The organism is Streptomyces sp. TLI_185 (assembly GCF_003814765.1).
Taxonomy (GTDB): Bacteria; Actinomycetota; Actinomycetes; order Streptomycetales; family Streptomycetaceae; genus Streptomyces.
The window spans coordinates 3420540-3434101 of record NZ_RKRB01000001.1; the positions used below are offsets into that span (position 1 = coordinate 3420540).

A 13562-nucleotide genomic window follows, 5' to 3' on the forward strand; every position below is an offset into this window, starting at 1 on the left:
CCATTCCTACGTATTGAAAGGGCACACCATGGCGGGACCCGTCCTGGAAATGCGCTCGATCGTCAAGACCTTTCCCGGGGTCAAAGCGCTGTCGGACGTCACGCTGACCGTCCGTCAGGGCGAGGTCCATGCCATCTGCGGTGAGAACGGCGCCGGGAAGTCCACCTTGATGAAGGTGCTCTCCGGCGTCCATCCGCACGGCACGTACGAGGGCGACATCCTCTTCGAGGGTGAGACCTGCGAGTTCAAGGACATCCGGGCGAGCGAGCAGCACGGCATCGTGATCATCCATCAGGAGCTGGCCCTGGTGCCGTTCCTGTCGATCGCGGAGAACATCTTCCTCGGCAACGAACACGCCTCGGGCGGGTTCATCAACTGGAACGAGACGCTCAAGCACGCCACGGAGCTGCTGCGCCGGGTCGGTCTGACCGACCACCCGGAGACCCGGATCGCCGACATCGGCGTGGGCAAGCAGCAGCTGGTGGAGATCGCCAAGGCGCTGTCCAAGAAGGTGAAGCTGCTGATCCTCGACGAGCCGACCGCGGCTCTGAACGACGAGGACAGCGGCAAACTCCTGGATCTCATCCTGGAGTTGAAAAAGCAGGGCATCACCTCGATCATCATCTCCCACAAGCTGAACGAGATTCGGCGGGTCGCGGACTCGGTGACGATCATCCGCGACGGCAGGTCCATCGAGACCCTTGATGTGAAGTCCGCGGAGACCACCGAGGACCGCATCATCTCCGGCATGGTGGGCCGCGACCTCGACCACCGCTTCCCCGAACGCACCGCGTACGAGGGCGAGCTGGACGCGGCACCCGCGCTGGAGATCCGCAACTGGACGGTGCACCACCCGATCGACCAGCAGCGCAAGGTGGTCGACGACGTGTCGATCAACGTGCGGCGCGGGGAGATCGTCGGCATCGCGGGTCTGATGGGCGCGGGCCGCACGGAGCTGGCCATGAGCGTCTTCGGGCGCAGCTACGGCCGGCACGCGGGCGGCACGGTCCTCAAGGACGGCAAGGAGATCCGTACGAAGACCGTCGCGGAGGCGGTCGAGCACGGCATCGCGTACGTCACCGAGGACCGCAAGCACTACGGCCTCAACCTCATCGACAACATCAACCGGAACATCTCGCTGACCGCCCTGGGCAAGGTCGCCAAGCGCGGTGTGGTCGACGAGCACGAGGAGCGCAAGGTCTCCGAGCGCTTCCGCAAGTCCATGAACATCAAGGCACCGACGGTCTTCGAGACGGTGGGCCGGCTCTCCGGCGGCAACCAGCAGAAGGTCGTCCTCAGCAAGTGGATCTTCGCGGGTCCCGAGGTGCTGATCCTGGACGAGCCCACGCGCGGCATCGACGTGGGCGCCAAGTACGAGATCTACACGGTCATCGACCAGCTGGCCGCGGAGGGCAAGGCGGTCGTCTTCATCTCCTCCGAGCTGCCGGAGCTGCTCGGTATGTGCGACCGCATCTACACCATGGCCGCCGGGCGGCTCACGGGTGAGGTCCCGCGGGCCGAGGCCACGCAGGAAGTGCTGATGCGCCAGATGACGAAGGACAAAGAGGTAACCCGATGAGCACGGATGTGACGGACAAGGTCCCGGCGTCGGCGCCGCCCGGGAAGAGCGGGGGGTCGGCCTCCGGCGAGAACCTGCTGCAGCTGATGCTGGGCGGTCTGCGCCGCAACATGCGGCAGTACGGCATGCTGATCGCGCTCGGCCTGATCGTGGTGCTGTTCCAGGTGTGGACCGGCGGCGACCTGCTGCTGCCGCGCAACGTCTCCAACCTGGTACTGCAGAACAGCTACATCCTGATCCTCGCGATCGGCATGATGCTGGTGATCATCGCGGGTCACATCGACCTGTCGGTCGGCTCGCTCACGGCATTCGTGGGCGCGTTCGCGGCCGTGCTGACGGTGCAGCACAGTGTGGCGTGGCCGGTGGCCCTGGTGCTGTGTCTGCTGGTGGGCGCGGTCGCGGGCTCCGTGCAAGGGTTCCTGATCGCCTATCTCGGCATACCGTCGTTCATCGTGACCCTCGCGGGCATGCTGCTCTTCCGCGGTCTGACGGAGATCTTCCTGCAGGGCCAGACCCTCGGCCCGTTCCCGAACGGTCTGCAGAAGCTCGGCAACGGCTTCCTGCCGGCGGTCGGCCCGAACACCAACTACCACAACCTCACGCTGCTGCTGGGCTTCGTCCTGCTGGCCTTCGTGGTCTACCAGGAGGTCCGCGACCGCAAGCGCCAGCAGGAGTTCTCGCTGGACGTGCTGCCGCGCAACGCCTTCCTGCTGAAGCTGGTCGCGATCGCCGCGGCGGTCCTCGCGGTCACGATGATTCTCGCCAGTTACCAGGGCGCCCCGATCATCCTGATCGTCCTCGGTGTGCTGGTGGTCGGCTACGGCTACGTCATGCGCAACGCGGTCTTCGGCCGTCACATCTACGCGATCGGCGGCAACCTGCCGGCGGCGAAGCTGTCCGGCGTCAAGGACAAGAAGGTCACCTTCCTTGTCTTCCTGAACATGGGCGTGCTCGCGGCCCTGGCGGGTCTGGTGGTCGCCGCCCGTCTGAACGCGGCTTCTCCGAAGGCGGGCCTGAACTTCGAACTCGAGGCGATCGCCTCGTCGTTCATCGGTGGCGCGTCCATGAGCGGCGGTGTGGGTACCGTCCTCGGCGCGATCATCGGTGGTCTCGTCCTCGGTGTGCTGAACAACGGCATGAACCTCCTCAGCGTCGGCACCGACTGGCAGCAGGTCATCAAGGGCCTGGCCCTGCTGGCCGCGGTCGGCTTCGACGTGTGGAACAAGCGCAAGTCCGGCTCGTAGACCGGAGTGACCGGATCGGGCCCCGCCGTGAGGCGGGGCCCTTCCCATGGGAGGGAGAGACAGGACCGGTGAAATCGCTCTTCGGCAAGCTCGCCGACGGCACGAAGGTCCACCGCTGGTCGCTGGAGAACGGCGGTACCCGGCTGAAGGTCCTCGACTGGGGCGGTGTCGTCCAGGGCCTGGAGATCCCGGACCGCAAGGGCCACTACGCCAACGTCTGCCTCGGCTTCGACAACATCGACGACTACGTCGCCAAGACCCCGTACTTCGGCGCCCTGATCGGCCGCTACGGCAACCGCATGGCCGAGGGCCGGTTCACCCTGGACGGCGAGACCCACCAGCTGTCCGTGAACGACGGCGTCAACAGCCTGCACGGCGGCGAGCAGGGCTTCGACAAGCACATCTGGGACGTCGAGCCGTTCGCCGAGGGCTCCGACGTCGGCCTGGTGCTGCACCGCACCAGCATCGACGGCGAGATGGGCCACCCCGGCACCCTCAAGGCGAAGGTGACGTACACGCTCACCGGGCACGGCGACTGGATCATCGACTACGAGGCCACCACCGACAAGGCCACGGTCGTCAACCTCACCAGCCACGTCTACTGGAACCTGGCCGGCGAGGCCAGCGGCACCATCGAGGACCACGAGCTCACGATCGAGGCCTCCCGCTACACGCCCACCGACACGGGCCTGATCCCCACCGGCGAACTGGCGACGGTCGCCGGCACCCCCTTCGACTTCCGCAGAGCCAAGGCGATCGGCCGCGACCTCCGCGACGGCCACGTCCAGCAGCTGCAGGCCAAGGGCTACGACCACAACTGGGTCCTGGACAAGGGCATCACGTCCAAGCCCGAGCACGTCGCCACCCTGCGCGACCCCCACTCCGGCCGCACCCTGAAAATCGCCACCGACCAGCCGGGCCTGCAGTTCTACTCCGGCAACTTCCTCGACGGCACCCTCACCGGCACCGGCGGCCGCACCTACCGCCAGGGTGACGCCCTGTGCCTGGAGACCCAGCACTTCCCGGACTCGCCGAACCACGCGAACTTCCCGTCGACGGTGCTGCGGCCGGGGCAGACGTATCGGACGCGGACCGTCCATACGTTCAGCGCGTAGCGCTCCGATGAGGTTGTGGGGAACTGCGGCCCGCTGTGGCTGGTCGCGCCCACGCGGCGGAGCCGCACATCGACCGCAGCCCCGCGCCCCTTTAGGGGCCCTATCGGCGCCCGGGACGTGGAAAGTGCGGGCCTGGTTCCCGAAGTCACACCTCTTTCACACGCGTTGAACAACGCCACCCCTGACCCCGTATCTAAGGGCGGCCCGTGCTCCCCCGCGCGGGCCACCCAAACGCGACGGGCCCGGTCGTCCCTGCCGGGCCCGCCCCATACGGAGGTTCCATGGCCGACAACGTCACCTCGCTGTTCCGCAGCAACGCGGCACACAGCCCGTCGATGGCGGCGTTGACGCGGCAGGGCGGCGACGGGACCGGCCCCGTGGACTTCTGCATCCCCTGCAATCCGTACTTCCCCACCCCGGCGATGTTCGACGACATGTCCGCCCGGCTGCGCGACATCGTCACGTACTACCCGAGCAGCGCCGACACGATCACCGCCGAGCTGTGCAACCTGCTGCAGCTTCCGCCGCAGTGCGTGGCGATGGGCAACGGCTCGACCGAACTGATCACCTGGATCGACCACCTGATGGTCCGCGAGTCCCTCGCCATCCCCGTCCCCACCTTCGGCCGCTGGACCGACCAGCCGATGGAGACCGGCAAGCGGGTCGACATGTTCCCGCTCCAGGAGTCCAGCGGCTTCGCCCTGGACCTCGCCAAGTACGCCGAGTTCATCCGGGCCCGCGGCACCCGGGTCGCCGTCATCTGCAACCCGAACAACCCCGACGGCGGCTTCCTGCACAAGCAGGCCCTCGTGCAGTTCATGGACGCGATGGCCGACCTGGACCTGATCGTCATCGACGAGTCGTTCCTCGAGTTCGCGGACGCCGAGGCCGAACCGTCGGTCGTCCAGGAGGCGATGATCCGCCCGAACGTCGTCGTGCTGCGCAGCCTCGGCAAGAACTTCGGCCTGCACGGCATACGTTTCGGCTACCTGGTCGCCAACCCGGCCCTGGCCGGCCGCGTCCGCTCCATGCTCCCGAAGTGGAACCTCAACTCCTTTGCCGAGTACGTGGTGTTCATGCTCAAGGAGCACGGCACCGAGTACGCGCAGAGCCTCCACCAGGTGCGTCGCGACCGCCTGGACATGGCCAGCCAGCTCTCGGCCCTCCCCGGCCTCACGGTCTACCCCTCCCAGGGCAATTTCCTCTTCGTACGCCTCCCCGTGGGCGCCGAAGGCACCGTGGTCCGGGACCGGATGCTCACCGAGCACCGGATCCTGGTCCGCGAGTGCGGCAACAAGATCGGTTCGTCCAGCCGCTTCCTGCGACTCGTGGTGCGCCCCCAGGTGGATGTGCGTCGCCTGGTGTCCGGCCTGGAACAGGTGCTCTACGGGACCAGGAGGGGAGCCGCCGTACCCGAGCTGAGCACCGGGACCAGCTACAGCTCGGGTACGGCGGCCGTGGACCGCCTGGTCAGCGCGACCAACGGGGCTGGCATGCCACTCGCCGCGATGGCCTCCGGCGGTTCGGTGGCGGGGGGCGGGATGCCGATGCCGATGCCCATGCCGGCGGCGGCTCAGGCGGCCCCCTACCCGGCCCCGCAGCCGATCCCTGCACCGGCACCGATGCAGCCCGCAGCAATGCAGCCTGCAGCGATGCAGCCCGCGGCGATGCAGCCGGCCCCGGCGCCCATGCCCGCGCCTGCTCCTCCGGCGCCGGCGCCGATGCCTGGGCCCACGCCGCCCGGCGTTCCGGCCCGTGGTGGCCTCACCGCCGCGCAGGTACGCGGCACCACCGGCCCCGGCCTCACCCCGGCCCCGGCGACCGGCTGGCCGAACGCCCAGAGCTGGCCGAACGCGGCAGGCATGGGCCAAGCCGGCTGATCGCCATAGAGGTGCTGCGCGGCAGCCGAGTGCGAGTTCGTCGTGGCTTGTCGCGCAGTTCCCCGCGCCCCTAAAGGGGCGTAGCCCGACCCGGCGTCAATATGCGACCGGCCAACCCGTGCTCCAGCTCAGCAAGTTGATGCCCAGCTTGGGCGTGCCGTTGTCGTTGCCGTCGTAGTAGTGGTAGACGATCAGGTCGCCGTCGGTGTCGTTCATGATGGACTGGCCGCCGGGGCCGAGGATGCTGCCGTGGGACTCCAGCACGGGCGTCCCGCCGTTGTTCGTCATCGCGACGCCGCTCTTGTCGTAGTACGGGCCGGTGACGCTGGTGGCACGCCCGACCTTCACCTTGTACGTCGAGCTGGTGCCCTGGCAGCAGACGTCGTACGAGGCGAAGAGGTAGTAGTAGCCGTTCCGCTTCACGATGTACGGCGCCTCGACGGCCTTGGTCCCGGTGGGGCGGGAGGCGATGGAGTACCGGGTGGTGCTGGAGCTGAGCTGCTTACCGGTGGACGGGTTGATCTGGATCATCTTGATGCCCGTCCACCAGCTACCGAAGGACAGCCACCACTTGCCGTCGCTGTCGACGAACAGGTTCGGATCGATGGCGTTGTAGTCGCTGGAGGAACTGGACGTGTAGACGATGCCCTGGTCGGTCCAGCTGCCCGGCTGTCCGGTGGTGGAGGTGGCAAGGCCGATGGCCGAGGTGTTCGAGCCGAACTTCGAGACGGCGTAGTACAGCAGGTATTTGCCGCCGTGGTACGAGATGTCGGGGGCCCAGGCTTCCGGCACCGAGGAGTAGTTGCTCCACCAGCTCGGCTTGCTGGAAAAGGCGTCGCCGCCCGCGCTGAAGGCGATGCGGTCAGTGGACTTCTTGTTGGCGAGCCCGCCGCCGGTGGCGTAGAGCAGGTACTGCCCGGACGAGGTGCGGATCATCGTCGGGTCGTGGACGACCGTGGAGCCGGTGACCGTGCCGGGGTTGGGGTACGCCGAGGCTGTGCCCGGGATCAGGGCGAGCAGGACGGCCGCGGGGATGGCGAGGAGGGCGGTTCTGCGGCGAGGAGTGCGAGAGGTGCGGCTCACGCTGACGCTCCTTGAGGTGGGGGGACGTTCGCGATACCGATCGCCGATCAGAGCTTCGGACGGGACCGTAGAATCGAACAACTTGCGCGTCAATGGTCTGCGCAGCCCCAGTGGCGCCCCAGCGGCAGGTCGACCTCGACGCGGACGGTCTTGCCGGGTGGCGGCTCACGGTCCACCACCTCCCACCGGTCGGCGAGCGCGGCGACAAGAGCGAGGCCGCGGCCGTCGTCTTCGAGGGGCCCGGGCATGCGTACGGCGCGGGGCGCGGGCGGACACGCCCCTCCGGTACGGGTGTCGGTGACCTCGATCCTTACGCTGCCCGTGACGAGCGACAGCCGCAGCTCGAAGTCCCGCCCGGGCACCCGGCCGTGGGTGACGGCGTTGGCGGCGAGCTCGGCGACGACCAGAGCCACGGCGTCGGAAGTGTCGCTGCCGTGCGCGATGCCCCAGGCGTGCATCTGGTTCAGCGCGAGGTGGCGGGCGAGGCGGGCACCGCGGGGAGTGGGGCTGAGCCGCTGAGCGAACACACGTACGGTGACCGCGGTTTGGGGGGTGAGCCGTGCTGTCATGGGCCCAATTTGGCGGGCGGACACGGGACTTCACCAGGTGGGGCGCGCGTACGCTGCGGCAGCGTACGCGGCTACGGGCTGGACAGTACACATCACAGCCCGTGACCATGGGCGCGGGAGGTGCTCGACTGTGGTCGATGGTGGCGGTGAGCCGGAGTCGTCGGACAGCATGCGGACTTTCGGGGCGGTGCATCAAGCCCTGCGGGAGCATGCCGGGATGACCCGGGAGGAGTTCGCCGATCGGGTGCGGTTCTCCAAGCACACGGTGGCGTCCGTGGAGTTGGGCCGGAGGATGCCGGATCCGGCGTACGTGGAGCAGGCGGAGGGGGTGCTGGGGAACACGGGGGCGTTGCGGAAGGCGCTGCCCACGGTGGCTCGGCAGCCGGGGTTGGCGGCTTGGTTCCGGCGGTGGGCGCGGCTGGAGACCACCGCGATCGCACTGTGCACGTACGAGTGCCGCATGATTCCGGGCTTGTTGCAGACGAAGGCCTACGTGGATGCCTTGTCCGCGGACCAGTTGCCACCCTTGGACGACTCACAGATCGAAGAAAGGTGGGTCGCACGAGCTGAACGACAACAGCTGCTGCGGGAACGCCCGAACACAGCGTTCAGTTTCATCCTCGAAGAGCAGCTCTTCCTACGGCGCACAGGTGGAACGGAAGTCATGCGCGAACTCATCGATCACGTGCTGGAGGTCGCGAGGCTACGGAACGTCGAGATCCAGATCATGCCGCTGGTGCAGGAATCACACGCTGGACTGCAGGGTCCCATGCGACTCCTGGAGACCCCGGAGAACAAATGGTTCGCCTACTGCGAGGGGCAGGAGAGCGGCCTGCTGATCTCCGACCCGAAACTGGTCAGCGTGCTCCACAACCGGTATGCCAGGATGCGTTCACAGGCTCTCACCATCAAGGACTCCGTGAGCCTGTTGCAGCGCATGCGAGGAGACCTATGAGCGCGTCCGAACTGGCCTGGTTCAAAAGCAGCTACAGCAGTGCATCCGGCGACGACTGCGTAGAGGTCGCGCTGACCTGGCACAAGTCCAGCTACAGCAGCAGCGCTTCCGGCGACTGCGTCGAGATCGCCACCTGCCCCCACACCATCCACATCCGCGACTCCAAGAACAAGCAGGGCCCCCACCTCACCCTCTCCCCCACCACGTGGGCCGACTTCCTCGCCCACGCGCGCCGAGGTGTCCAGTAGGCCCGCTGTGGGGAGCAAGCGCAGGGTCCGCCGCATGGTGGCGGACGGCACCGTGTACGGCTGGTGTTTCGCGCACCGCCACGATCGGGCCCGGGGCTACCCCGGGTGCAGCAGCACCGTCACGCTGTGGCGGCACGGAAGCCGGGCCCGGCTGCGTCTGGTGTTCCGGCCGGGGCGCGAACGCGTCGTCGCCGACGGGTACTTCGACGAGGGCGCGGCCGTACGCCTGCCGGACCGGGCGTATCTGAACCTCCATGAGCCCGGCACTGTAAGGGCGTTGCTGGACGAGGGTCTGGCCCGGGGGCTGTTTCCCGCTACGGGGACGGTGGAGGTGGACGGGTGGCCTCTGTTCGACGCCGTGATGCCCCTGGGGCCGCCGGACGGACCCTAGGCGCGCCCGTCCAGGAGGGCCAGCCCCAACGGCGTGACCGTATGCAGCACCACCCTGCCCGCCCGGCGCGTGGTGAGGAGCCCCGCCTTGCGCAGAACTCCGACGTGATGACTGGCGGTGGCCGGGGCCACACCCGTGTCGTGGGCGAGTTCGGTCGTCGTCACGCCGCCGTCGGCCACCGTCTCCAGGATCTCCGCACGGGTGCGGCCGAGGAGGGCGTTCAGGGAGCGCAGGCCGGGTGCGGTGCTCAACGCGGTCTCGTGCGCCATGGGGTAGACGACGACGCACGGCAGCGTCGGATCCTTGAGCAGCGTGGGCCTGCGCCAGCAGAAGTACGAGGGCAGCACGAGGAGTCCGCGTCCGTCGAGGTGGATGTCGCGGTCGATGCCCAGGCCGGTGATCTCCAGGACCGGCCGGTGCCAGGCGATTCCTGGGTGCAGGGTGTTGAGCAGTCCGCCGAGGCCGCCGTCGGCCAAGTGGCGGGTGTGTGCGGCGCGTTCGGCGTCGAAGCGGGTGCGGACGCGGTTCCACCAGGGCGCCAGCGCGGTCCCGAAGTACTGCCGGTGCAGGCCTCCGAGGTGCGTGACGGCGCCCTTGTCGCCATCGGCGAGAAGCCGGGCCCAGGAGGGCAACCGGCGTCCGTCATGGGCGAGTTCGGCCAGATCGTGCCCGAGCCGCTGCCGTGGCGTGGACAGCAGGGCACCGATACCTGCGTCCAGGCCACCTGTGCCCGCCGCCGGCGTGAGGAAGTCCGCCGAGTAGCCGACGGGTGGCGCGAGCCTGAGCAACTCACCCGTTGGTCCGGCCAGTTGGCGGCGCACGGCGTTCCTCCAACTGCCGAAGACGAGGGAAGCGGTGTCGGTCTGCAACATGTGCATGCTGAGCAGCGCTTCCCACATGGGGTCAGGCGCCTGCGCGAGCCTGATCTGGGCAAGGTCGTCGTCGGTGAAGTGAATACGTACCGCCATGCCTCACATGCTCGGCGGTCCCCGGCCGCTTGCCATCCTCAGAAATCATGGGGTCACACACAGGCGGGTGCCCGTTGCCTGAATTCGCGCAACGGGCGCCCGGGAAACGGCCTTCAGCACTCCGCGACGCCAGCTGCTGCCGGAGATGTCCTTGACCGACCACACGTGGTCGTTGAGGCCGTCTGCCGGCTTGCCAAGATCGGAGGCGCCGTCCGAGAGCGAGTAGTGGGCGCCGCCGCCCTGACCGTCGTGGTGGATGCAGAACTCCGGCGGGTCGCCCGGCCCGGCCGACAAGGAACTTGACGGATCGCCACTTTGCCCGACCCACAGCTCACCGACAGAACCCCTCCCTACGGTGCCGTGCCCATGACAGACACCTCGGAGCCCGTGATCGGGCGCAGAACCGTACTGATCGCCACTGGCGCCACGGCCGCGACGCTGGCCGTTGCCGCCGCCGCAACCGAAGCCCCCTCAGCTGCTGCGGCAGAACCCGCAGCCGTCTGCACGCTCACCAAGGAGATGACCGAAGGCCCCTACTACCTCGACGGAGCGCTCGTCCGTTCCGACATCACGCAGAGCAAGCCGGGAGTCCCGCTCAAGCTCGCGCTGACCGTCGTGAACTCCGCCTGCGCGGTCATCCCGGGCGCGCTGGTGGAGATCTGGCACTGCGACGCGCTCGGCGAGTACTCCGGCTACGTCGGCAACAACGGCCACAACGAGAGCGACGACGGCGCCTTCCTGCGCGGCGGCGTCCTGACGAACTCCTCCGGCGTCGCCAACATCACCACGATCTACCCGGGTTGGTACCGCGGCCGCTGCATCCACATCCACGTCAAGGTGCACACGGGCGTCACGCCGACCTCCGACGGCTCCTTCACCGGCGGTACGGAACTCCACACCGGCCAGCTCTTCCTCGCCGAGGCCGTCACCACCAAGGTCGCCGCGATCTCGCCGTACTCGACCAACACGGTCACCCGGACCACCCTCTCCCAGGATTCCGTCTACGACGGCGGAGGCGCCGCGTCCGGGCTGCTGACCCTCACCGCCCTGGGGAGTTCGACCTCGTCCGGTTACACCGGCACCCTGACGCTCGGCGTCGACCAGAGCTGACCCGTCCCCCGTCCCCGCACACCGGGGTGGCCCGCACCGGCGCGGGCCACCCCGCTCACCGCACCCTGGGTCTTTCGGGGAACTGGTCCCCGTTGGGATCGAGCAGGTCGATCAGCTCGACGAGGGCCAGTTGAAGGTCCCTGAGGCGACGGTGGGGTTCAGGGCTGCGGGCCTGTTCGTCGAGGCTCTCCAGCAGGGGCTGGAACCAGGCCGCGAACTCCGGTTCGCCCTCGAGCCGCCGGCAGAACTCGGCGTATCCGAGGCAGGACTCGCCGTCCTCCTTGATCATGATCTCGCCGAGCGCCCGCTGGTCGCTGCGGAAGATCCGGAAGTGCCGGTCGTCGTATCCGCCGTCCTCGTTGAGCACGGTGGCGATCGCCGTGAACCGCTCCACGACCGCACGGTTGTGACGCCGCCTGCCCAGATCCAGGAACTGGATCCGGCGCCGCAGGATCTCCACCTGCCCGAGATACTCGCCCAGGACATGCAGGGTGCTCCGGCGCGCGTACTCGCGATCACGACCCGTCTCGTCCTGGTAGCAGAACGGCAGAAAGCCCCTCTCCACGATGTTGTGGAGCCGGGACTGGAGGTCGAACGCCGCCCACAGCAACGGATCGCGACGCCGGCTCATCACGTCCCGGCGGTCCAGCTCGGCCGAGAGCAGCACCTGCCGCCTGCTCGCACGCACACTGATCAGCGCGCTCAGCAGGGCGACACCACCCGAGACCGAGGCAACCACCAGCTCTGTGTTCATGGTTGGCGAATGTACGCGCCGGGTTCGGGGCGGGCCGGTGGGGGCCGAAGACTGCGCCGGACCCCCACGGGCCGTACACCTCAGGTTGCCGGGCACTCCTTCCACGCCATGTGGTACGTGGTGCTGATGTTCCCGTCGGTCGAGTCCATGGTCATGAAGCTGACCTTGCCCGGGTTCGCGGTTCCCGCGTTCACTCTCAGCTCGGTGTTGATGTTGAAGTTGCGGAGAACTCCGCAGGGCGCCCAGACCAGTTGGGCCACGTCCGTGCTGTCGGTGGCCTGCCAGTCGTCGTTGTACAGGCCGCTGAACGGATGGGTCTTGGGCACCGTGTTCGAGGAGCCCTGGAAGTAGTACGAGGCCTTCTGCGTCGCGGATGCTCCAGGCTGGAGCGAGAGGAAGCCGCGGTAGTCGGCGCTGGCGATGGCGTAGGTGAAGCCCTGCGGGACGTGCACGATCAGGTTGAGCTGGCAGTTCTTGCGGAAGGACGTGGGGTCCGAGTTGCCGCCGGCCTGGGCGAGGTACTGGCTGTAGGTCACCGTGAAGGCCGTGTTGTCGGGGGAGACGGCGACGGCCGCCGTGCCCTGGGGGCAGCCGGAGCCGTTCACGGTCGCCACGTCGATGACGATCTTGTCCGGGGGCGGGTTGTCGACGACGGGCGACGAGACCGGTGCGGGCAGTGCGGCGGTGAGCAGAGCGGCGACGGCGCCGCTCAGCAGGAGTCCACCAGACATGGTTTCTCCGGTTCTGTGAGTGGGGGGTGGCACACCCCGGCCCCTCAAGGACCGACCCCAGGAACGCTTTGAAGAAACCGTGGGGATCCTGTGAAGGTGCGAGGCGATCGAATCGTAGGGAGGCGCATACGAACCGACCAGGTCGAACTCAAGCCATTCACAGGCGTGGATTTCACATGCGGGAGACAGAACGCAGAACGCCGCCTACCGGCCGGGCCGGTAGACGGCGTACACGTGTCACTTCCGGAGGTGGCGCCAGCCGAAGTAGAGCATTCCCGACACTCCTGCGGCGGCACCGACGCCGCACAGCGCCGTCGCCCATGCGGCCATGTCCTGGGTGATCCACAGCAGGCTCACCACGGCCAGCGCCACGGCGAACAGGAATCGCTCTCCATCGCTCAGGTCGCGGCGGGTCAGTCCCCGTTGGCTGTGCATTCGTACACCACACCCTTCATCTTGATATCCCGCCACCCGATCCTCGGGGTGACGGTGTCAGGGGTGACGTTCGCGAAATCACCGCCGCCACCACCACCGCCGCTGCTCTTCTTCCGGCAGTAGTAACCGAGCGCATCAAGCTTCTTGAGGTCACTCTTTCTCTGGTATTCGTTGTACGCCTTGATCATGGCCGCCCGCTTCTCCGCAGGCGTCTGCTCCTTGGCCTTGGTGTACAGATAGCACCCGATGCTGGCGCCGATCCCCACCCACGAAGCGCCCTTGGCCAGCGCCTTGGTGAGGCCCGCAGCGCCGCTGCCGATGCCGATGACGGCGCAGATCTCGTCTGCTCCGGCACGGGTCTGCACATGCGTCGCCGCCGGAGCCGCGGATGCCGTGTTCGCGCCGATACCGCCTATTGCGCCGGTCATGGCGCATGCGATGGCGACAGAAATTCCTTTGCTTCGCATGTTCACGAAGTCGATCCCCCAGTATTCAAATAG

At 67.9% G+C, this 13562-nt stretch carries 16 protein-coding genes; 8 read left to right on the top strand and 8 right to left on the bottom strand.

What is annotated here, in order from left to right:
- Positions 1–28: 28 nt before the first annotated feature.
- The 4 genes from mmsA (at position 29) to EDD92_RS15635 (ending at position 5818) form a co-directional block, all read left to right on the top strand.
- Positions 29–1579: a multiple monosaccharide ABC transporter ATP-binding protein gene (gene mmsA, locus EDD92_RS15620; RefSeq protein WP_123964882.1), complete on the top strand. Its 1551-nt coding sequence runs from the start codon at positions 29–31 to the stop codon at positions 1577–1579.
- Positions 1576–2823, top strand: coding sequence for a multiple monosaccharide ABC transporter permease (mmsB, locus tag EDD92_RS15625; RefSeq protein WP_123964883.1), 1248 nt, complete (start codon positions 1576–1578; stop codon positions 2821–2823). Before mmsA ends, mmsB begins: the two co-directional genes overlap by 4 nt.
- Before the next feature lie 14 nt (positions 2824–2837).
- Positions 2838–3938, top strand: coding sequence for an aldose epimerase family protein (locus tag EDD92_RS15630; RefSeq protein ID WP_123970406.1), 1101 nt, complete (start codon positions 2838–2840; stop codon positions 3936–3938).
- A 281-nt stretch (positions 3939–4219) separates the two neighbouring features.
- Positions 4220–5818: a histidinol-phosphate transaminase gene (locus EDD92_RS15635; protein WP_123964884.1), complete on the top strand. Its 1599-nt coding sequence runs from the start codon at positions 4220–4222 to the stop codon at positions 5816–5818.
- A gap of 96 nt (positions 5819–5914) precedes the next feature.
- Here EDD92_RS15635 and EDD92_RS15640 read toward each other — a convergent pair whose 3' ends face one another.
- Together EDD92_RS15640 and EDD92_RS15645 are read right to left on the bottom strand one after the other, a co-directional pair.
- Positions 5915–6901 carry an arabinan endo-1,5-alpha-L-arabinosidase gene (locus tag EDD92_RS15640; protein ID WP_123964885.1) on the bottom strand — a complete coding sequence of 329 codons (987 nt, stop codon included), beginning with the start codon at positions 6899–6901 and terminating at the stop codon, positions 5915–5917.
- An 89-nt stretch (positions 6902–6990) separates the two neighbouring features.
- Positions 6991–7470 (bottom strand): ATP-binding protein, encoded by a 480-nt coding sequence (locus EDD92_RS15645; protein ID WP_123964886.1) that lies wholly within the window; start codon positions 7468–7470, stop codon positions 6991–6993.
- Between the two features lie 169 nt (positions 7471–7639).
- Between EDD92_RS15645 and EDD92_RS15650 the strand changes: the two genes are divergently transcribed.
- The 3 genes from EDD92_RS15650 to EDD92_RS15660 are packed head-to-tail and all read left to right on the top strand — an operon-like array spanning position 7640 to position 9064.
- Positions 7640–8425 (top strand): helix-turn-helix transcriptional regulator, encoded by a 786-nt coding sequence (locus tag EDD92_RS15650; protein WP_260327304.1) that lies wholly within the window; start codon positions 7640–7642, stop codon positions 8423–8425.
- Positions 8422–8673, top strand: a complete 252-nt coding sequence (locus EDD92_RS15655) for a DUF397 domain-containing protein (protein ID WP_123964887.1) — start codon at positions 8422–8424, stop codon at positions 8671–8673. The genes EDD92_RS15650 and EDD92_RS15655 overlap by 4 nt, the downstream gene beginning before the upstream one ends.
- Positions 8674–8707: 34 nt before the next feature.
- Complete coding sequence (locus EDD92_RS15660) at positions 8708–9064, top strand: hypothetical protein (protein ID WP_260326538.1); 357 nt, start codon at positions 8708–8710, stop codon at positions 9062–9064.
- Here EDD92_RS15660 and EDD92_RS15665 read toward each other — a convergent pair.
- Together EDD92_RS15665 and EDD92_RS15670 are read right to left on the bottom strand one after the other, a co-directional pair.
- Entirely contained in the window at positions 9061–10032 is a 972-nt protein-coding gene (locus tag EDD92_RS15665) for a helix-turn-helix transcriptional regulator (protein WP_123964889.1), read from the bottom strand. The genes EDD92_RS15660 and EDD92_RS15665 overlap by 4 nt on opposite strands.
- A gap of 45 nt (positions 10033–10077) precedes the next feature.
- Positions 10078–10326: a hypothetical protein gene (locus EDD92_RS15670; RefSeq protein WP_123964890.1), complete on the bottom strand. Its 249-nt coding sequence runs from the start codon at positions 10324–10326 to the stop codon at positions 10078–10080.
- A 72-nt stretch (positions 10327–10398) separates the two neighbouring features.
- Between EDD92_RS15670 and EDD92_RS15675 the strand changes: the two genes are divergently transcribed.
- Positions 10399–11142, top strand: coding sequence for an intradiol ring-cleavage dioxygenase (locus EDD92_RS15675; protein ID WP_123964891.1), 744 nt, complete (start codon positions 10399–10401; stop codon positions 11140–11142).
- A gap of 55 nt (positions 11143–11197) precedes the next feature.
- Here the strand turns inward: EDD92_RS15675 and EDD92_RS15680 are convergent, their stop codons facing one another.
- The 4 genes from EDD92_RS15680 to EDD92_RS15695 form a co-directional block, all read right to left on the bottom strand.
- Positions 11198–11896: a hypothetical protein gene (locus EDD92_RS15680; RefSeq protein ID WP_123964892.1), complete on the bottom strand. Its 699-nt coding sequence runs from the start codon at positions 11894–11896 to the stop codon at positions 11198–11200.
- An 80-nt stretch (positions 11897–11976) separates the two neighbouring features.
- A complete protein-coding gene (locus EDD92_RS15685; RefSeq protein WP_123964893.1) occupies positions 11977–12627 on the bottom strand; it encodes a DUF4360 domain-containing protein in 651 nt (216 codons plus the stop codon).
- Between the two features lie 237 nt (positions 12628–12864).
- Positions 12865–13062 (bottom strand): hypothetical protein, encoded by a 198-nt coding sequence (locus tag EDD92_RS15690; RefSeq protein WP_099928681.1) that lies wholly within the window; start codon positions 13060–13062, stop codon positions 12865–12867.
- Positions 13041–13529 (bottom strand): hypothetical protein, encoded by a 489-nt coding sequence (locus tag EDD92_RS15695; RefSeq protein WP_123970408.1) that lies wholly within the window; start codon positions 13527–13529, stop codon positions 13041–13043. The genes EDD92_RS15690 and EDD92_RS15695 overlap by 22 nt, the downstream gene beginning before the upstream one ends.
- Positions 13530–13562 lie beyond the last annotated feature (33 nt).